This window comes from Streptomyces sp. NPDC048825 (assembly GCF_043198355.1).
Classification (GTDB): Bacteria; Actinomycetota; Actinomycetes; order Streptomycetales; family Streptomycetaceae; genus Streptomyces; species Streptomyces xiangluensis.
On the sequence record NZ_JBICUR010000005.1, the window covers coordinates 436856 to 454340 of the forward strand.

The following is a 17485-nucleotide window of genomic DNA, read 5'->3' on the forward strand; positions in this document are numbered from 1 at the left end:
CGAGTCTCGGGGACAGCCACGCCGCGGCATACCTCAAACGTTTCAGGGTCGGCCCCGAAGCCGCCCGTGGCCCGTACGCGACTCCAAGAGCACCCGGGGCCCTGCCCTCCTGTTCCCCGCGAGCGCCCGGGCCCCTTCGTGGATGCGCTCAAGGGCGAGGCCGCGTCGGCACGTTGATCAGAAGGTGATGGTGAGAGAGGCCCACAGGGGCAGGTGGTCCGAGTAGAGGGACTTGGTGGGGCCGGCGGAGTTCACCTCGACCACTCCCCGGGTCAGGAAGATGTAGTCGAACTTCTCGCCGCTCAGAGTGGTGGCGCCCCCGGACAGGCAGGCGGGACCCGGGGTGGGAGGTGTGTCGGTCTCGCAGGGGCTGTCGACTTCTCCGTACCGCCCGGTGGTGTCGGTGGAGTAGCGGCTGCTGTAGATCTGCTTCATCTCGTTGTCGAGCGGTTCGGCGTTGAAGTCACCGCCCAGGAAGTGGACGTATCCCGCGTACTCCGTCTCAAGGATGTTCACGGCGTTGGCGATCTCCGTATCGCGATAGTCCGCGCCCTGATCGGTGCGTGCGGAGGTCGTGTGCGCGGAACATGCCGCCGTGCTGAGGAAGTTCGACGTGACGCACAACATCTCGCGCTGTTCGCCTGAAGGGGTACCGAGGCTGTGGCTCTTCGCGGTGGCTCCGGTGCCGAAGTACGTGTTCTTCGTGATCATGGCGTTGCCGTAGAGCGAACGAGGACTGTTCCTGTCCGGGCCTCCGTAGCCGGGGTCGTTCTCGTCCTGGATCGGGTTGTAGCACTGGGCGTCCGCACCGGATCCCGTCTTCACCGGGTCGAAGCTGATGGTGTACGTGGGCAGCTTCTCGGCCAGCTCGTCCATCCAGTCCCCGCACGCCTCCTGCACGGTGAGGAATGCGGGCTGGTGGTCCGCGATGCTCCTGTAGAGGGCGTCCACGGCGTGCTGGCCCGTGTAGGTGTCCTCTTCCTCCTCCCACACCTCCTCCGGGATGCTGCGCTTCACGTTGCCGCCGGCCATGTTGAACGTGCCTATCTCACCGAGGTCGTACCGGTTGTTCCGGCTGACGGCCGAGTCGGCGGTGGCAGCGACCGAGGTCGAGGTGAAGGCCGACGTACCGAGCAGACCCAATGCCAGCGCTGTGGCCGCGGCGCGAGCCGTTCGTGTACGGGTCCTACCGGTGGACCTCTGGCGGTTGTCCCGGGACTGGCTGCCGAACATGAGGACTCCTACTCCTGCTGTCTCTGTGCCGGATGAGGGAAACCGTCGTCATGGAGGGACGCGTGGTCCCCATGGCGTACGTACCTCACCTTGGCCGGAGTGAAGGGGGCGGGGAACCTGAAGAGTTTCAGGTTCCCCGCCCCCTTCACGATCCGTCACCGTGGTGGCCACGGCGCACGAGGCCCAGAGGACGAGGGCCGGAGACTGGCGCCGCAAGCCATCGACAGCGGGGGTTTCTCATGACCAGGCACAAGCGGTTCGTCACTGTCGCCGTGATCGGCGCGCTCGCCGGCGGCAGCCTCGTCGGCAGCACGGCGGGCACCGCCGGCGCGGCCACGCAGGGAGAGGCGGTCGCCCAGTCCTGCTACGGCGACGCGTGGAGTTACAGCAAGCCGGCGAACACCTTCTTCCAGCCGAGCAGCGGCGCCCTCTACTTCACGACCGACAACTGCGCCGACATCAACATCAAGACCGGCACCAGCCGCAAGGTGAAGGTCTGCTTCTACGCCGACGGCGGCGGTCTCAACTACTGCCAGAGCGAATACAAGACCACCACGGCCGGTGCGTGGAAGGTCATCGCCAGCAACGTCAAGGACGGCACCAAGTTCAAGTTCCAGTTCGCGAGCTCCGCCGCGTCGACGGGGATGCGGGCCCACTGATCCCCCCGCACGTGCGCGACGGTGTCAGTCCGAGGCTCCGTCCCCGCAGTGCTCGATCCACCTGTGGGACAGCGGAGCGTAGGTGCCCGCCAGGTTCCCCTGGGCACGTTGGGCGGTGCAGCCGGTCCGGTTGCGTGAGTTCTTGCGGGTGATGTCCACTCCGACGGGCGTGAAGTCGCGGCCCCGGTAATAGGCCACACCAGCGAGGCCCGTCGACTCGTCACCGTTGTTGAAGATCGACTTAACCGGGCGGTCACGGGTCCACATGCACGTCTCCTTCCCCGACAGCCAGTCGGCGTCGTCGCCCTTCCAACTGCACATCTCGCCCATGCCGAACTCCTCGCTGAAGAAGCAGACGGACCCGAAGGGGCAGCGGTGATAGCCGTACGTCGGCCCGTCGTCCCGCATCGCGTACGTCACCGTCGCGGCCAGCGCCAGCACAGCCGCCGCCAGGCCGGTCGCCAGGGCGGGGCGGCGCCACCTGCGAGGGCGGAGCCGGGGCAGGCGGGTCGAGCGGACGGTGCCGGCCGCCTGTTCCACCCGGCGCAGCAGCGAGGCTGTGTCGGTGTAACGGGCGTCGCGCTCCTCGTGTCCAGGGGCCAGGCAATCCGCGATGATCTCCCGCCAGTCCGGGGGGAGTTCGGCGGACAGGCGTAGGTCCTCGGCGCCGCGCGCGTACCGCACCGCCGCGTCGCAGCGGGCCTCCGTGGTGCCGCCGGGCAGGGGGAAGACACCGGTCAGGACCAGGTGGGCCAGCACACCGAAGGCCCAGATGTCGGCGGTCGGGCGGATCTGCTGGCCGCGTTCGCTGATCTCGGACCAGAGGAGTTCCGGTGGGGTGTAGTCGGGGGTGGAGAAGGCGGGCGCGTACGCGTGGGTGCCCTCCATCTCCGCGGCCAGGTTGAAGTCGGCGAGGCGGGCGGAACCGTCCTTCATCAGCAGGACGTTGGCGGGCTTGAGGTCGCCGTGCACCCAGCCCGCGTGGTGCAGCTGGTGCAGGCCTTCGCAGACCTGGGCGAGAAGGGCGGGCCCGGATTCCGGGGTCGCGGACCGGTCCAGCAGCGCGGCCAGGGAACCCTCGGCCCGTTCCAGTACGAAAACGGTGGCGCCGTCGAGTTCGGGATGCTGAGGGTCGTCGACGGTCAGGGCCTCGTACATCCGGATGAGGTGTGGTGAGCGCAGCCGCTTCAGCAACTCCTGTTCGCGGTGGGCCAGTTCGCGCAGGTGGTGGAGTTGGCGCGGGGTGCGGGTGCCGGTCGGCAGGAACTTCAGCGCCGCGTGCCGGGGCAGCGGACCGGCTCCCTGACCGGCGATGGTCTCCCCGGCGTCGGCCCCGTCCCCGGTGCGCCGGGCCGCGTAGACGCTGCCGAACGCGCCGGACGCAAGCGGCTCGCGCACTTCCCAGGGGCCCACCCGGTAGCCCTTTGGAACGGGGACGGCGTGGGAGCGTCCGTTCACCGCGCCACCTCGCTCGGGACCGCCGCGAGCACGACGAGATCGTCTTCCCGTACGAGGTCGAAACGGAGCGCGAGCGAGACCAGCGACTCCTTCTTGCCGTAGAGGCGTGGGCCAGGTTCCGCCGTGTCCGGGGCGGGTCTCAGGCGGAGCTTGACCGCCAGGTAGTCGATGTTCCAGTAGACGGAGGAGCGGTTGGCCGCGGGCCAGGTGCGCCGCAGGCGCTCCACGAGCTGGTCGACAGTGGGCAACGGGGCGTGCGGTTCGCCGCGTAGCCGGGGTTCGCACAGGGCGGCCAGCACCGCGAAGTACCGCTTGGTGCGGTCGAGGGAGAACGCCTGGGCCGTGGTGGCGCCGGAGAGCCCGGGGTGGGCTGCGCTGCGGTAGGTGTGTCGCGGCGCCCACACGTCGAAGCTGAGCAGCTCGCCCGCCGCGGGCAGTACCACGCGCGAGAACTCGAACGACACGGGCGCGTCCAGACGGCCCGGAGCGACCTTGATGTGCTCGCCCGCGCCCTCCGGGTTCTCCACCACGTACGTCTGGTCCTGGCTGAGGTTGCTCAGGATCCAGAAGGCCCGGTGCGCGGTGATCTCACCGGCGATCCGGGAGACCCCTTCGTGTGCGATCGCAAGCCCGTTGCCGGTCTCGGACCGGCCGAAGGTGAGCCGCTCACCCGCCGAGAGCCTGATCTGGTCGTCCGATCCAGTGCCGCACGGCGGCACCACAATGACGCTGTACATGGAGTAGTCCCCCTCCTCCTGGTCCAACGATGGTCAGACTAAGGGGTGTTACTGGGGACATGTCCCGGCGGCGCGACGAGGACACGGCCGTTGAGCGGGCGACAGTGCGAAGCCACGCGGATCAATCACTTTTCGTTTGCCTGATGTTCATTGGATGCCTGCTTGCGAACGGGAAGCAGCCCTGCTTACGCGCCTTGCGGAAGCTCGCACCACACCGTCTTGCCGCCCGGCCCCTGCTCCACGCCCCAGTGCAGCGCGACCGCGTCGAGCAGCAGAAGGCCACGGCCTGTCTCGTCGTCCGGGCCGGGCCGCCGGCGGATGAGCCAGGCGTACGCGTCCGGGTCGCTGACCTCCAGGCGTGTACGGCCACCGTCCATACGGGTCAGACGGACGGTCACGGGCGTGCCCTCGCCCAGGTGATTGATCACGTTCGCCAGCAACTCGCTCACGCAGAGCTGCACTTCGGGACAGGGTGCGCCCAGGTGCTCGCGCACAGCGCGCCGGACTTCGGGAACGGCCTTGGGGACCGCGAGCAGTTCGAGGGTCAGGGGCTTCATCGGCCTGCCGCCTTGTGCAGCGCCTCGGCGAGCTTGCGGGCGGTGGCCGTGTTGCAGTTGCCGAGCGCCACAAGGCCCCCGAAACCTGGCGGGTAGGTCCCCGCGAAGGCCGCGGCCTCGACGCCGAGCGAGGGCAGGGTGATGCCGTTCGCTTCCAGCCCGGTGCGGAGTTGTTCCACGCAGTCCAGTACGTCGTCGTGGGGGTCGCCGTGGTGGGTCATGGCTGTACGCCTTCCTGTGCGTTGCGTGACGAGCTCGTCACACATTGACGTCGGGCGGCGTACCGTAAAAGGGGTTTGGGGTCCACGGCACCGGGTGTGGAAACAGGTGGTCAGCGATGGTTGCGCGCAAGGACATTGACGGTTCGGCGAGCGTTCCCGAGTTCTACGGCAAGGAGTTGCGGTGGAAGCGGGAGGAGATGGGGCTCACGCTGCAGGAGACGGTGGAGGGCAGCTTCTACGCCCCTACTTACCTGAGTGAGATCGAGCGGGGGCAGCGGAGAATGCCCGAGGATCTCGCCGGACATGTGGACCGGGTGCTGAAGACGGACGGGTTCTTCGGGCGGCGGTGCGAGGACGTTCGGAAGGCCAAACGGAAGGGGCATGCCGGGTACTACGAGCGAGCTTTGGAGGCAGAGAAGCACGCGAAGACCATCGAGGTGTGGGCCCCAACGGTTCTGCCCGGTCTGCTGCAGACTGCCGCGTACGCGCGTGCGGTGGTGCGGGCGACACATCCGCTGGCGCCCGACGACGAGGTGGAGGAGAAGGTCAGCGCCCGTATGGCGCGGGCCCGCCTCTTCGAGAACGACCACAAGAAGCCGCTGTACTGGGCGGTCTTGCACGAGTCGATCCTGCGCCACCCCATCCTTCCTCCGGAGGGAATGGCCGAACAACTCGACCGCATCGCGGCGCTGGCGAGGCGCCACCGGATCGCTCCACAGGTCCTTCCGTGGAACAGCGGGCCGCATCCCTTCATGCTCGGCACGGCCATGATCATGACCTTTTCTGACGCCCCTCCGCTCGCGTATACGGAGTCCCTGCACAGTGGTGACACCATTGACGATCCGGCCCTCGTGGAGGAGTACCGCAGGTCGTACGATCTGCTCAGGGCCGCCGCACTGCCGCCTGAGGCGTCCCTCGCCATGATCGAGGAAGCGGCAGAGGACTATCGAAATGGCAAGCAAGCAGATTGACTTGAGCACCGCCGTCTGGCGCAAGAGCAGCTTCAGCAACGGCTCCGGCGGAGAGTGCGTGGAGGTCGCCGAAGGCTTCCCCGGCGCCGCCCGCTGGCGCAAGAGCACCTACAGCAACGGCTCCGGTGGGGACTGTGTCGAGGTCTGCGACAACCTCCCCGGCCTCGTCCCCGTACGCGACTCCAAGAACACCCAGGGCCCCGCCCTCCTCTTCCCCGCGAACGCCTGGGCTCCCTTCATCACCGCGCTCAAGGGCGGCGACGTACCGACGAGTTGATCGCCTATGGAGCCTCGACACCGGAAATCCGGTACCTGCTCACCGCGGCGTCACGGATCTGAGCCGTCTGCTCAGGCTCGGGTCCCGCGCCGCGGAAGCGTTCGAGGTCGGCGTCCGTCTCCCAACGCTCGTACACGTTGATGCGATTCGCCTCGATCAGGTCGGCTGACAGGGCGAAATCGAGGCAGCCGGGAGCGGCCCGGGCCTGCTCGATCACCTTCGAGCATCCGGCCAGGTACGCGTCGCGGGCAGCAGCGTCCACGTACAGCTTTCCGGCAATGATGATCACGTTTGCTCCAAGTCGTGTGAATACTCGCCTGTGGTGCAGCGCGACCGGCTTTCGGCAGCGCCGCTGCGGAGACAGACCGCAGCGGCACGGCGAACTCATCGGTCACACGACGAGACACCGCCTGGTGTCGGGATCGTGGAGACGTCACATCGGCCCGCCGCGCGGGTGATCTGCCTGGACGCCGCCCAACGCCTGCTTCTTCTCCACTGGCGTGATCCGTTTGATGGGGCACAGCTCTGGGAGCCGCCCGGTGGGGGTACCGAACCGGGCGAGACCCCGCTGGCGGCGGCACGTCGTGAACTGGCCGAGGAGACCGGCCTGGACCCGGCCGCGGTCCTTGACCGTTGGGTGCCGGTCGAGCGTGACGTGCGGTGGAACGGCAAGCGGTACGTCGGGCAGGAACACTTCTTCGTGGCCCATTTCGCCGAGGATCAACCGGAGTTGGTGCAAACCGGCCTGCTCCCCGATGAACGGGCCAACCTCCACTGTTACGCCTGGCTCGCATGGCCCGACCTGGACTCGCTGCCGGATCGGATCGAGCCGCCACAACTGCCGGCCGTTCTCCGGGCCCTGGCGCCCGAGTGCCCTTGGCGCGACGTCGCTCAGTGACCCGGAAGGTCACCGTCAGAATCGCGATTCGCGGGCTCCGGCGTCAGCCAAGACGGCGGCGGTAGCGCAACTTGTTGAGAGAGGCACCGCCGGTCGTGTCCTCCACGGCCGCGCCGTCCGGGCGCCAGCCGGCGGCTTCATAGAACCGCCGGGCCCGTTCGTTGTCCTCCAGGACCCATAAGGTGACCTGCGTGTAGTTGGCCTGTCCGAGGGTCGTCAGCGTGGCCGACATCAACTGCTTTCCGATCCCGGTGCCCCAGACCTCGGGCATCGCGTAGAGCGTGCCGATTTCCGCGGTGGCAAGGGTCTCCTGAGACGAGCCGAAGCTTGCGAATCCGACGATGCCCGCCTCGGTTTCGGCTACCAGTACTCCCGTCCACGGCCACTGTGCCTCCGCGATGCGTGCCTTCCACTCGGCCTCTTGGCGGCTCCGGTCCATGGCATCGAGGTAGTGACGGGGAACGAGCTCCGCAAAGGCCACCTGCCAGGAGCGCACATAGACCCCAGCGACCGCTGATGCGTCATCAGGACACGCCTGTCGCGTCTGCATGGCCGTCATTCTGCAAGGCGCCACAATCCGGGGCGAGTTGTTTTCGCGAGGGTGACGTCGAGTGCTGCTCTCGGACCCGCCCGAAGGCGAGCCGTGGCCGTGACGCGCCAGGGCCGTGTCCCTCCCTTGCGGGGTGGGACACGGCCCTCGGCGTGAGTGGCGTGAGCGCGCCCGTCAGGCCTTGACGACCACCGTGCTGCAGACCTTGTCGGCGAAGGTCTGCTTCTTGTCGTCCCAAAGCGGCCACAGCCAGCCGAGGTAGCAGGCGGCGCTGTCGAGGATGTGGGCAAGGCGGCGGGCGAATGCCATGCCGAAGCCGAGCGGCTGGCCGTCGCTCTCCCGCAGCAGTCGGATGCCCATGGTCTTCTTGCCGATGGTCTGGCCGGTCTTGCCTTCCTCCATCAGCAACCAGACCACCACGCCGATCATGGCAACGATGGTGATGAGGCCGCCGATACCCGCCGCCGTTTCACTGATCAGCGCCCCGATCACCGCGGGGAGGTAGGCGACGAGGAGGATGAGCGAGTCCACCAGTGTCGCGAGCACCCGCGACCCCCAGTGGGCATAGGGGGGCGTACCGCCGTACATCTGCCCCTGCTGCGGGTACTGCCCGCCGGGCTGCTGGGGGTAGCCGTAGCCCTGCTGGGGCGGGACACCCTGCGGGGGCTGCTGCGGGTAGCCGTAACCGGGCTGGCCCTGGGGGGCGCCGTAGCCGGGCTGGCCCGGGGGCTGCTGGGGGTAGCCGTAAGGCTGCTGCCCGCCCTGCGGGGGAGGCTGTCCGTACGGGTTGTTCGGGTCGCCAAAGCTCATGGCGGTGATTCCTCCGTTGAAGAGTGCGGGGACTACGCGGCTTGTACGGAGGAAAAGATCGAGCTGATCGCGGCCTGTCCCCCCGTGCACTGCCCGCGGCACTGCGCCGCTCATCGTTCTAAAGGCCAGGCGTATATGTCCAGCCAGATCGTGGAGGAGTTGTGCAAGTGCAACATCGGTGATCTTGACAGACGCGGGGGACAACGTGGGACAGGCCATCGAGCGGGTCTTGGGGGCGTCGCGCCTGGGCTCGGAACCGCCTCAGTGGCGCGGGCGGTTGAACCAGGCGGCGCCGTCCGACCGGCCCACGAACACCGCGATGAGGATCGCGAGCACGGTGTGCGCCAGGCCGATGATGATGAACGGGTAGATGCCGAGGATCGCGGTGATGATGGCGAACACCATGGCGGCGATACGGATGCCGTTGCCGCCGCTGCCGATCTTCGCACCGAGGAAGATCGCGAAGACGCCCCAGGCCAGGACCGCGACGGTCGCGAACCACAGGACGCCGGACGAGTAGTCGGCGAGCTGCTGGAACTCGACCTCGTTCTGGAGCGACGGGTCGTCCTTGGCTGCCTGGACCGCGACGGCGGAGATCGCCATCAGGATGGCGCCGATCAACTGGAGACCGGCGATGACGAACAGCATCACGCGCGCGGACTTCACGCCGCCCGGCATCTGCATCGGACCGCCGGGGTAGCCGCCGTACGGCTGCTGCTGGAGGGGCGGCGCCTGCGGGTAGCCGTAACCCGGCTGGCCCTGGGGGGCGCCGTAGCCGGGCTGGCCCGGGGGCTGCTGGGACGGGTAGCCAGGCTGCTGGCCCTGCGGCGCGCCGTAGGGGTTGTTCGGGTCGCCGAAGCTCATGGCGTCTTGCCTCCGTTGTGGCGTGAGTGCGGGGACGACGCGGCACATTTCGGAGGAAAGTTCTACAGGTGCGGTTCGTCCCCCCGGTACTGCCCGCGGCACTGTGGCGTTCATCGTCCTTAACGTGTCGCTTATTTGTCCAGACGGATTCGAAATGTGTTGTGCAAGTGCAACATCGTTGATCTTGGACGGATACGAGGGACAGGGCGCCGAGCGGCTCCGGGGATGCCTTGGGGAGGTCTTGAGGTGACCTGATTGGAACCGGGGCACGGTCATCCGCGAGGATGGGCACATGACCGCCCAGATTCTCGATGGCAAGGCCACCGCAGCCGCGATCAAGTCCGACCTGACCGTCCGCGTGGCGGCCCTGAAGGAGAAGGGCATCACGCCCGGTCTCGGAACCGTCCTGGTGGGCGATGACCCCGGCAGCCAGAAGTACGTCGCCGGGAAGCATCGCGACTGCGCACAGGTCGGTATCGCCTCCATCCAGCGCGAGCTGCCCGCGACCGCCACGCAGGAGGAGATCGAGGCCGTCGTCCGGGAGCTCAACGAGGACCCGGCCTGCACGGGATACATCGTCCAGCTGCCGCTGCCCAGAGGCATCGACGAGAACCGTGTCCTGGAGCTGATGGACCCGGACAAGGACGCGGACGGTCTGCACCCGATGAACCTCGGCCGTCTCGTACTGAACGAGCCGGCGCCGCTGCCCTGCACGCCGAACGGCATCCTCACCCTCCTGCGCCGGCACGGCGTGGAGATCAAGGGTGCCGAGGTCGTGGTCGTCGGCCGTGGCGTGACGATCGGCCGCCCGATGCCGCTGCTGCTCACCCGGCGCAGCGAGAACGCGACGGTGACGCAGTGCCACACCGGTACGCGTGATCTGTCCTCCCACCTGAAGCGGGCGGACATCATCATCGCCGCGGCCGGCTCCGCGCACCTGGTCCGCCCCGAGGACGTCAAGCCGGGTGTCGCGGTCCTCGACGTCGGCGTCTCCCGCAGTGCCGAGGGCAAGATCGTCGGCGACGTCCACCCGGGAGTCGCCGAGGTCGCCGCCTGGATCTCCCCGAACCCCGGTGGAGTCGGCCCCATGACCAGGGCCCAACTCCTCGTCAACGTGGTCGAGGCGGCGGAGCGCAGTGCCGGCTGAGGACACGACCGAGAACCGGGACGCGACCGAATCGCCGGAGGCGACGCGGGCACGTGACGCCGATTCGGGCTCCGGGTCGGCGCGAGCCGGCGACGCCGAGCCGGGTACAGGGTCTGCACAGGCACGCGACGCCGGACCGCGCGCCGGGTCCGCGCGGCCCGCGAAGTCGGAAGCCGACCGGCCGCGCCACGGAGAGCCGCGTGCCGCGAAACGGCAAGGCCCGGAGTCGCCCGCCGCATCCGCGCAGGCTGAGGAGCCGTCTGCCGGCGGTTCGCCGGGCGCTGAGCCGCACGGCGAGGAGCCGGCGGGCAGCGGGCCGGGTTCCGTCGCGGCGGGCCGCGACATTCCGCGGGAGGGCGAGATCGTCACCCGGGACGCCGTCAGTACCGTCGGCCCCGATGTGGAGCCGCAGCGGACCACCCGGCGGTTTCCGCGGATCACGAGGGACACCGCTCGGCCCGAGGGCGGGGGGCGGGCCGCGTCCGGCGACGCGCCCGCGCCCGCGCGCCAGTGGCCGATGCTCACCGTCGCGGGGACCGTCGGGCTCGGGCTGCTGCTCACCGCGTTCGACGTCTTCCGGTACGGCACGCTGCTGATCGGAGTCGGGCTGCTCATGGGCGGCGTACTGCGCTGGGCACTGCCCGGCGTGGGCATGCTCGCCGTCCGCTCCCGCTTCACGGACCTCGTCACGTACGGCGTCCTGGGCGTGACCATCGTGCTGCTCGCGATGATGGTCCAGCCCGACCCGAAGCTGGAGATCCCGTTCCTGGAAGACATACTGCACTTCACGATCCGCTGAAGCCGAACACGCAGGACGGCGGCCCGTCCTCTCCCCCGGGGAGGACGGGCCGCCGACGCGTGGAGAGATCAGCGGCGCGTGCTGGGAACGTAGTCGTAGCAGGCGGACCGCCAGGTGCCGTCGCCCTGGAGGTTGTCCAGGATGCTGTTGCCGGTCTTCTTGCCGACGATCCCGTCGTCGTCGAGGCGGGAAGCGCGCTGGAACTTCTTCACCCAGGTCTCCGTCCTCGTGCCGAACAGCTTGTCCTCCGACAGGGGCTGACCCTGTCCGGTCCGCTGAGCCCAGTTGTTGACCGCGTGCTGGACACAGAGGACACCGCCACGGTTGGCGCTGTTCTTGGCGATGTTTCCTACACCGGGAGCCGCGTCTGCCGCCGGGGCGAGGGCCAGGCCGCCGCCGAGAGCCGCGGTGCTGATGACGAGTGCGATGCGCTTGCGTGCGTTCATGGTTGGGATGCCTCCCCGTTGTCGGAGCGGGCGGTGTGCCCGTTACGTCACCGACCGTGCCGTCCCGGCCATGCCAACCGCCAGATCCGGCGGGGTTTCCGGGGGTAGCGGGGACGTCCCACGCCCTGACCTGGTGGGATGCCGTGGCCAATGACAGCGGGGTGGGACGGGGGATGCCGTTCCGGTTGGGTAACGTGCCCCGACGGGACGCAACCGCACTGCCCCTGTGCGTCCTCTCACCTGACGGAACCTCATATGCGTACGCGCCAAATGATCACGGGGGTGGCGACATGGCGCGATGGAAGGAACTGCCCGACTCCCTCGACCAGCGGGAGAGGCAACTCATCGTTCAGCTGCGGCGCTTGAAGGACCGCAGCGGACTGAGCCTGGCCGCGCTCGTGGCGAAGACCACGTACAGCTCCTCGTCATGGGAGCGCTGGCTCAACGGCAAGAAGCCGGTTCCCCGCGGGGCCGTGACCGAACTCGCACGCGTCTGCGGCACGGACCCGACCCGGCTGCTCGTCCTGCATGAGGTGGCGGAGGGGGCGCGCGAGACGGCTCCGGGGGCGGCGGGAGCTTCAGGGGCGTCCGGAGCGGAGCCTGAGGAGGCGCCGGCCACAACGCGAACCGCCGTCGCGCGAACGGTCACCATGCGAACCGGCGCCTTGCGAGCGGCAACCGAACCCCGCCGCCGGAGCGAACCACCCGCCGTGCGCCCCCGCCCCCGCCTCGTCCTCGCCGCCGTCGCCGCGCTGCTCGTCGCGTTCGGCGCGGGGACGATCGTCGGGCCGGTCTGGCAGCACGACTCCGACGGTCCCGGTCAGCAGACCGCGCTCGCTGCCGAGAGCTACCGGCGCGGACAGGCGTACGACTGCGACATCTCCCGCAAGGACGGCGGACTGTACGCCGGGCACAGCGCCTCCGAGCGGGTGCTGCTCGACATCAACCACGTCGGCTGGGACGTCGTGGAGGCGCAGTGCCTGCTGGCCCGGCACGGCTTCGATCCCGGCGACATCGACGGGGTCTACGGCGAGAAGACCAAGAGCGCGGCCTGGGCCTTCCAGGAGAAGCGCGGGCTCGCCCTGGACGGCATCGTCGGCCCCGAGACCTGGCGGGAGCTGCGCAAGTGACTCCGGAAGTACGCCAACTGACCGCAGGCTTGAAGGGGTTACGGGAAGCGGCGGGCCTGAGCCTGAGCGAGCTCGCCGCCCGCACGCCGTACAGCAAGTCCTCCTGGGCCCGCTATCTCAACGGCGAGAAGCCCGTTCCGTACGACGCCGTCGTGGCGCTGTGCCGAGTCGCGGGGGAGCGGCCCGAACGGCTGCTCGCGCTGTGGGAACTGGCTGACGCGGAGTGGAGCGGCCGGGGGAGGAGCGCTTCGGAGGCGGAGGCGGAGGCGGAGGCGGAGGCGGGCGGGCGGCACGGCGGCCGGGTACGCCGGGTCGCGTTCGCCGCGGGCGCGGCCATCGCCGCTGCCGTGTGCGCCGCGGTCCTCCTGCTGCCGGACGAGTCGGCGGACAGCGCGGTGCCCCCACCGACGTACTCACCCGGCTGCACCGGCCCCGACTGCGACGGCCAGAACCCCGTCGACATGGGCTGCGGCGGCGACAACATGGTGACCACGGCCGCCCAGCGCACCTTCGCCGACGGGCAGCGCGTGGAACTGCGCCACGGCACGACGTGCCACGCGGTGTGGGCGCGCGCGACGCGGCTGCGGATCGGGGACCGGGTCGAGCTGAGCCGCTCCGGGGCCGGCCCCAAGGAAGTACGGGCGGCCGTGCGGGATGACACGACCGGCTATCTCGCGACGGCGATGACGCCGGCGGACGATCCGGCCGGGACCCGCGTCTGCCTGATTCCGGCCAAGGGTGACCGTGTCTGCATCGAGGCCTGAGTTCGGTTTGCGCCCGGTTTGCGCCCGATTCGCATCCGTGCCTGAGCCCGGGACCGGCGGCGTGACGGCGACGTCCGTCCACTCCCCCGAGCGAGGACGGACGCCGCCTGCGCTCAAGAGTCATGGACGTGCCGACGGGGCTTCAACACCTGTGAGTTCCCTGTGGCACGGAGGTGACCGTTCCGGTACCTCGTGCTTGTCGTGCCACGAGTCCCGTAACGATCTGTACTTCACCCGCCGGTAGGTGTGCGATTCCCCTGATGCATCCGGTTCACTAGTGACAGACGATGTCGTGTATGTGTTCCCGTTGTGTCGATGTATTGACAAGTTCGGGGATTTGATCTGATCACGTCCAACGTCGGGGATAACGTGGGCAATCGGGACGGTCCGGGACTTCCCGTGCGCTGACCAGGGGGCCCAGCAGGTAGCACAGGATCTCGGTGGGACACTGGACCGCATACCAGCGGGCGTGCAACGGTGCATGCCCACGGCTCGAAATGCTCCTGTGCGCCCGCACCCGGGGAACTGAGATCCTGGCTCCGCGCATCCCTGTGGGTAGGCCGGAACGGGGACTCGGCAGAGGGCGTCACGCGCGAGGAAAGTAAGCACGTACGGGGGGAAGAGGGGGAGCAATGCCTCGTTGGAGGGCCTTGCCGGATGAACTCGATCCGCAGGTCAGGGAGTTCGCCAGCCAGTTGCGTCGACTTGTCGATCGCAGTGGGCTGAGCGTCGCTGCCGTGGCCGACCGCACCGGTTACAGCAAAACGTCCTGGGAGCGGTATCTGAACGGCCGGCTGCTCGCGCCCAAGGGCGCGATCGTGGCACTGGCCGAGGTGACCGGAACGAATCCGGTCCATCTGACCACGATGTGGGAGCTGGCCGAGCGGGCATGGAGCCGCTCGGAGATGCGCCACGACATGACCATGGAGGCCATACGGATCTCCCAGGCGCGCGCCGCGCTCGGGGAGTTGGGGCCCACGTCTCCCAAGGCCAAGGGTGGCAGCCGCGGCAAGCCGGCGAGCAAGGCCGCGGCTGCGGCCCCGCCCAAGCCGGCGGGCGCCGGGGCCTCGGCGCCGCCACGGAGTCCATCGTCGGGCGGGGATGCGCCGACGTCGTTCCTCGGGCGGCTTCCGCAGAAGGAGTCGTCGGGCACCTCAGGCTCGTCGAGTTCGGCGGGTGGGGCTTCGTCCGGTGCGTCCGGTAGGTCTGGTACGTCCACTCCTGGTGGCCCTTCGGCTCCGCGTACGGGCAGTTGGGGTGTTGCTCCTCCGTCGAATCTCTCCGGTTCGGCGGGACTGGCCGGCAAGTCCGGTCAGTCGGCATGGTCGGGCCAGTCGGGTTCTTCCGGGCAGTCCGGGTACTCCGCGCCGACCGGGCCCTCCGGTCCGACCGGAGGGCCGCCCGAGGACGCCCGGCCGCCGCGCTCCGGTGGTTCCCCGGACGCTCAGCGGCGGAAGCGGCGGGTCACGATGTTCCTCGCGGGCGTCGTCGGCGCGCTCGTGGTGATCGCGGCTGCCCTCTACCTCACCGACCCCGGTGGGAAGGGCGGGAGCGCGGACGAGGCGAAGCCGAGCCCGACCCCCTCCGTCAGTAAGAACCTGCCGTCCGGTGTCCAGTGCAGCGGCAAGGACTGCACGGGCCAGGACCCGGAGAACATGGGCTGCGGCGGCGAGTTGGCGACGACCACCGACAACGTCACGGTCGGCACGGCCCTCATCGAGGTGCGCTACAGCAAGACCTGTGGCGCCGCCTGGGCCCGCATCACGCAGGCCACGGTCGGCGACGAGGTCCAGATCAGCTCGTCGGGTGCGGCCGAGCAGACCGGCAAAGTGAAGGTGGACACCGACACGTACACGCCGATGGTGGCCGTGAAGGATGCGGGCGATGCGAAGGCTTGCGCGACGCTGGCTTCGGGCGAGGAGGGCTGTACGGCGTCCGCCGGTTGAGCAGGGGGTTCGTTGCCGGGTGCGGGTGCGTTGTAGCTGGTCGCGCCCACCCGGCGGAGCCGCAGATTGATACAGCCCCGCGCCCCTGGGTTCGTTGGGGGTCGGGGCCGTGGGCCGGTGCGTCAGCCCGTCGCAGGGTGGGCATACGGCCCATTGCTGGTACAGGGCGCAGGTGACCTGAGACAGAACCTACGCGACGGGCATACGACGCACCGGCCCACGTCCCCTCCCGCCGGTGGGAGGGCGCGGGTAGTTGGGGGTACGGGCTTTTTCTGGGCGCGGATCCTCTTGGGGCGCGTGGAGTCGCAGGCTTTTGCTTTTCAGGGGCGCGGGGCTGTGACATTAGCGGCTCCGCCGCGGGGCGCGACCAGCCACGACGGACCCGCAGTCGCCCATGAACCGAACCCACCCTCCCGGTAGGCGCCCCGGAGGCAACCTCGCACAACAGGAATGACCCGCCAACTCCGGGGCAGGCGAACTCCAACCCCCACGGGAATCCGGTCCCGGCCGGGAGGTGGCACCCACCTCCCGGCCCCGGCACCCCCACCCGGCGGCCGTCGTCACCCCCTCTCCCGGACCGGCGGCCGCCGCTTCGTGGGGCTGTGGGGTGGGCCACACGGACCCGGACGTCCGGGATCCTGGATGCGCGATAGCCTGATCGCTGGATCTCTCTTGACGCCAAGAGATCGATCATCTGTAGGTCCGCACCCCGGGGCAAGGACGCCCCACCGCCAGCTGTCATACGGAGAACGCCATGACCCGCACTCCCGTGAACGTCACCGTCACCGGCGCGGCCGGCCAGATCGGTTACGCCCTGCTCTTCCGCATCGCCTCCGGCCAGCTGCTCGGCGCGGACGTGCCGGTCAAGCTGCGCCTCCTGGAGATCACCCCCGCGCTGAAGGCAGCCGAGGGCACGGCGATGGAGCTCGACGACTGCGCCTTCCCGCTCCTCCAGGGCATCGACATCTCGGACGACCCGAACGTCGCCTTCGACGGCACGAACGTGGCCCTCCTGGTCGGCGCCCGCCCCCGTACGAAGGGCATGGAGCGCGGCGACCTGCTCGAGGCCAACGGCGGCATCTTCAAGCCGCAGGGCAAGGCCATCAACGACCACGCCGCGGACGACATCAAGGTCCTCGTCGTCGGCAACCCGGCCAACACCAACGCGCTCATCGCCCAGGCCGCCGCCCCGGACGTACCGGCCGAGCGCTTCACGGCGATGACCCGTCTGGACCACAACCGTGCGCTGAGCCAGCTCGCGAAGAAGACGGGCGCCTCGGTCGCCGACATCAAGCGCCTGACGATCTGGGGCAACCACTCGGCCACCCAGTACCCCGACATCTTCCACGCCACGGTCGCCGGCAAGAACGCCGCCGAGACCGTCAACGACGAGAAGTGGCTGGCCGAGGACTTCATCCCGACCGTCGCCAAGCGTGGCGCGGCCATCATCGAGGCCCGCGGCGCCTCCTCGGCGGCCTCCGCTGCGAACGCCGCCATCGACCACGTCCACACCTGGGTCAACGGCACGGCCGAGGGCGACTGGACGTCGATGGGCATCCCGTCCGACGGCTCGTACGGCGTCGCGGAGGGCCTGATCTCCTCCTTCCCGGTCACCGCGAAGGACGGCCGGTACGAGATCGTCCAGGGCCTCGACATCAACGACTTCTCCCGCACCCGCATCGACGCGTCGGTGAAGGAGCTGGAGGAGGAGCGGGAGGCAGTCCGCGGTCTCGGCCTCATCTAACGGCCTGACCTGAGCGGCTGATCCGAGACGATCCTCGGCGTTCGGCCGAGCCGACCCCCGGCATTCCGCGAGCCCGTACGGCCACACCCGGCCGTGCGGGCTCGTCCTTTCTCCGCGTACGGCAGCGCTCATGCACGGGTCCGGGAAGATTCACCTGTTCGAGCGGGATTTCCGTTCGCCCCTCCCGTCACCGTGGTTGCTCCGCTAACGTCAACTCCCTTGTCCACCAATGGAATTCGCCCGCAGTCGGTATGCGCCTGCGGCAATCGGGAGT

The 17485-nt window shown here is 69.2% G+C and carries 20 protein-coding genes; 10 read left to right on the forward strand and 10 right to left on the reverse strand.

What is annotated here, in order from left to right:
- Nucleotides 1-177 precede the first annotated feature (177 nt).
- Entirely contained in the window at nt 178-1233 is a 1056-nt protein-coding gene (locus ACGFNK_RS15940; protein WP_393416126.1) for an endonuclease/exonuclease/phosphatase family protein, read from the reverse strand.
- A 239-nt stretch (nt 1234-1472) separates the two neighbouring features.
- Between ACGFNK_RS15940 and ACGFNK_RS15945 the strand changes: the two genes are divergently transcribed.
- A complete protein-coding gene (locus ACGFNK_RS15945) occupies nt 1473-1892 on the forward strand; it encodes a hypothetical protein (protein ID WP_393416128.1) in 420 nt (139 codons plus the stop codon).
- A 24-nt stretch (nt 1893-1916) separates the two neighbouring features.
- On the opposite strand, the gene ACGFNK_RS15950 is transcribed toward ACGFNK_RS15945, so the two are convergent.
- From ACGFNK_RS15950 to ACGFNK_RS15965, 4 genes are all read right to left on the reverse strand, one after another.
- Nucleotides 1917-3350, reverse strand: a complete 1434-nt coding sequence (locus ACGFNK_RS15950; protein WP_393416130.1) for a serine/threonine-protein kinase — start codon at nt 3348-3350, stop codon at nt 1917-1919.
- The gene (locus ACGFNK_RS15955; protein WP_393416132.1) at nt 3347-4087 is read right to left on the reverse strand and encodes an FHA domain-containing protein; all 741 of its coding nucleotides are present in this window, start codon (nt 4085-4087) and stop codon (nt 3347-3349) included. The genes ACGFNK_RS15950 and ACGFNK_RS15955 overlap by 4 nt, the downstream gene beginning before the upstream one ends.
- Nucleotides 4088-4272: 185 nt before the next feature.
- Entirely contained in the window at nt 4273-4644 is a 372-nt protein-coding gene (locus ACGFNK_RS15960; RefSeq protein WP_393416134.1) for an ATP-binding protein, read from the reverse strand.
- Nucleotides 4641-4865, reverse strand: a complete 225-nt coding sequence (locus ACGFNK_RS15965) for a hypothetical protein (RefSeq protein ID WP_393416136.1) — start codon at nt 4863-4865, stop codon at nt 4641-4643. The genes ACGFNK_RS15960 and ACGFNK_RS15965 overlap by 4 nt, the downstream gene beginning before the upstream one ends.
- A 116-nt stretch (nt 4866-4981) precedes the next feature.
- Between ACGFNK_RS15965 and ACGFNK_RS15970 the strand changes: the two genes are divergently transcribed.
- Together ACGFNK_RS15970 and ACGFNK_RS15975 are read left to right on the forward strand one after the other, a co-directional pair.
- The gene (locus tag ACGFNK_RS15970) at nt 4982-5836 is read left to right on the forward strand and encodes a helix-turn-helix transcriptional regulator (protein WP_393416138.1); all 855 of its coding nucleotides are present in this window, start codon (nt 4982-4984) and stop codon (nt 5834-5836) included.
- Entirely contained in the window at nt 5817-6113 is a 297-nt protein-coding gene (locus ACGFNK_RS15975; protein ID WP_393416140.1) for a DUF397 domain-containing protein, read from the forward strand. The genes ACGFNK_RS15970 and ACGFNK_RS15975 overlap by 20 nt, the downstream gene beginning before the upstream one ends.
- Before the next feature lie 4 nt (nt 6114-6117).
- On the opposite strand, the gene ACGFNK_RS15980 is transcribed toward ACGFNK_RS15975, so the two are convergent.
- Nucleotides 6118-6402, reverse strand: coding sequence for a putative quinol monooxygenase (locus tag ACGFNK_RS15980; protein WP_393416142.1), 285 nt, complete (start codon nt 6400-6402; stop codon nt 6118-6120).
- Nucleotides 6403-6537: 135 nt separating this feature from the next.
- Between ACGFNK_RS15980 and ACGFNK_RS15985 the strand changes: the two genes are divergently transcribed.
- Nucleotides 6538-7011: an NUDIX hydrolase gene (locus ACGFNK_RS15985; protein ID WP_393416144.1), complete on the forward strand. Its 474-nt coding sequence runs from the start codon at nt 6538-6540 to the stop codon at nt 7009-7011.
- Nucleotides 7012-7054: 43 nt separating this feature from the next.
- On the opposite strand, the gene ACGFNK_RS15990 is transcribed toward ACGFNK_RS15985, so the two are convergent.
- The 3 genes from ACGFNK_RS15990 to ACGFNK_RS16000 all read right to left on the reverse strand — a co-directional run bounded on the left by ACGFNK_RS15990 (nt 7055) and on the right by ACGFNK_RS16000 (nt 9235).
- On the reverse strand, nt 7055-7561 hold the full coding sequence (locus ACGFNK_RS15990; RefSeq protein WP_393416146.1) for a GNAT family N-acetyltransferase: 507 nt from the start codon (nt 7559-7561) through the stop codon (nt 7055-7057).
- Nucleotides 7562-7735: 174 nt separating this feature from the next.
- Entirely contained in the window at nt 7736-8371 is a 636-nt protein-coding gene (locus ACGFNK_RS15995) for an RDD family protein (protein WP_393416148.1), read from the reverse strand.
- 261 nt (nt 8372-8632) lie between these two features.
- Nucleotides 8633-9235 (reverse strand): hypothetical protein, encoded by a 603-nt coding sequence (locus ACGFNK_RS16000; RefSeq protein ID WP_393416150.1) that lies wholly within the window; start codon nt 9233-9235, stop codon nt 8633-8635.
- A gap of 292 nt (nt 9236-9527) precedes the next feature.
- On the opposite strand from ACGFNK_RS16000, the gene ACGFNK_RS16005 reads away from it, so the two are divergent.
- Together ACGFNK_RS16005 and ACGFNK_RS16010 are read left to right on the forward strand one after the other, a co-directional pair.
- Nucleotides 9528-10382, forward strand: a complete 855-nt coding sequence (locus ACGFNK_RS16005; RefSeq protein WP_386351278.1) for a bifunctional methylenetetrahydrofolate dehydrogenase/methenyltetrahydrofolate cyclohydrolase — start codon at nt 9528-9530, stop codon at nt 10380-10382.
- Nucleotides 10372-11181 carry a DUF3017 domain-containing protein gene (locus tag ACGFNK_RS16010; protein WP_393416152.1) on the forward strand — a complete coding sequence of 270 codons (810 nt, stop codon included), beginning with the start codon at nt 10372-10374 and terminating at the stop codon, nt 11179-11181. The genes ACGFNK_RS16005 and ACGFNK_RS16010 overlap by 11 nt, the downstream gene beginning before the upstream one ends.
- Before the next feature lie 68 nt (nt 11182-11249).
- On the opposite strand, the gene ACGFNK_RS16015 is transcribed toward ACGFNK_RS16010, so the two are convergent.
- Nucleotides 11250-11627, reverse strand: a complete 378-nt coding sequence (locus ACGFNK_RS16015; protein ID WP_393416154.1) for a peptidoglycan-binding protein — start codon at nt 11625-11627, stop codon at nt 11250-11252.
- Nucleotides 11628-11917: 290 nt separating this feature from the next.
- Between ACGFNK_RS16015 and ACGFNK_RS16020 the strand changes: the two genes are divergently transcribed.
- The 4 genes from ACGFNK_RS16020 to ACGFNK_RS16035 all read left to right on the forward strand — a co-directional run bounded on the left by ACGFNK_RS16020 (nt 11918) and on the right by ACGFNK_RS16035 (nt 17211).
- Complete coding sequence (locus tag ACGFNK_RS16020; protein WP_393416156.1) at nt 11918-12757, forward strand: peptidoglycan-binding protein; 840 nt, start codon at nt 11918-11920, stop codon at nt 12755-12757.
- Nucleotides 12754-13521 carry a helix-turn-helix domain-containing protein gene (locus ACGFNK_RS16025; protein WP_393416158.1) on the forward strand — a complete coding sequence of 256 codons (768 nt, stop codon included), beginning with the start codon at nt 12754-12756 and terminating at the stop codon, nt 13519-13521. Before ACGFNK_RS16020 ends, ACGFNK_RS16025 begins: the two co-directional genes overlap by 4 nt.
- Nucleotides 13522-14153: 632 nt before the next feature.
- Nucleotides 14154-15467: an XRE family transcriptional regulator gene (locus ACGFNK_RS16030; RefSeq protein ID WP_393416160.1), complete on the forward strand. Its 1314-nt coding sequence runs from the start codon at nt 14154-14156 to the stop codon at nt 15465-15467.
- Between the two features lie 754 nt (nt 15468-16221).
- On the forward strand, nt 16222-17211 hold the full coding sequence (locus ACGFNK_RS16035; protein ID WP_386351265.1) for a malate dehydrogenase: 990 nt from the start codon (nt 16222-16224) through the stop codon (nt 17209-17211).
- Nucleotides 17212-17485 lie beyond the last annotated feature (274 nt).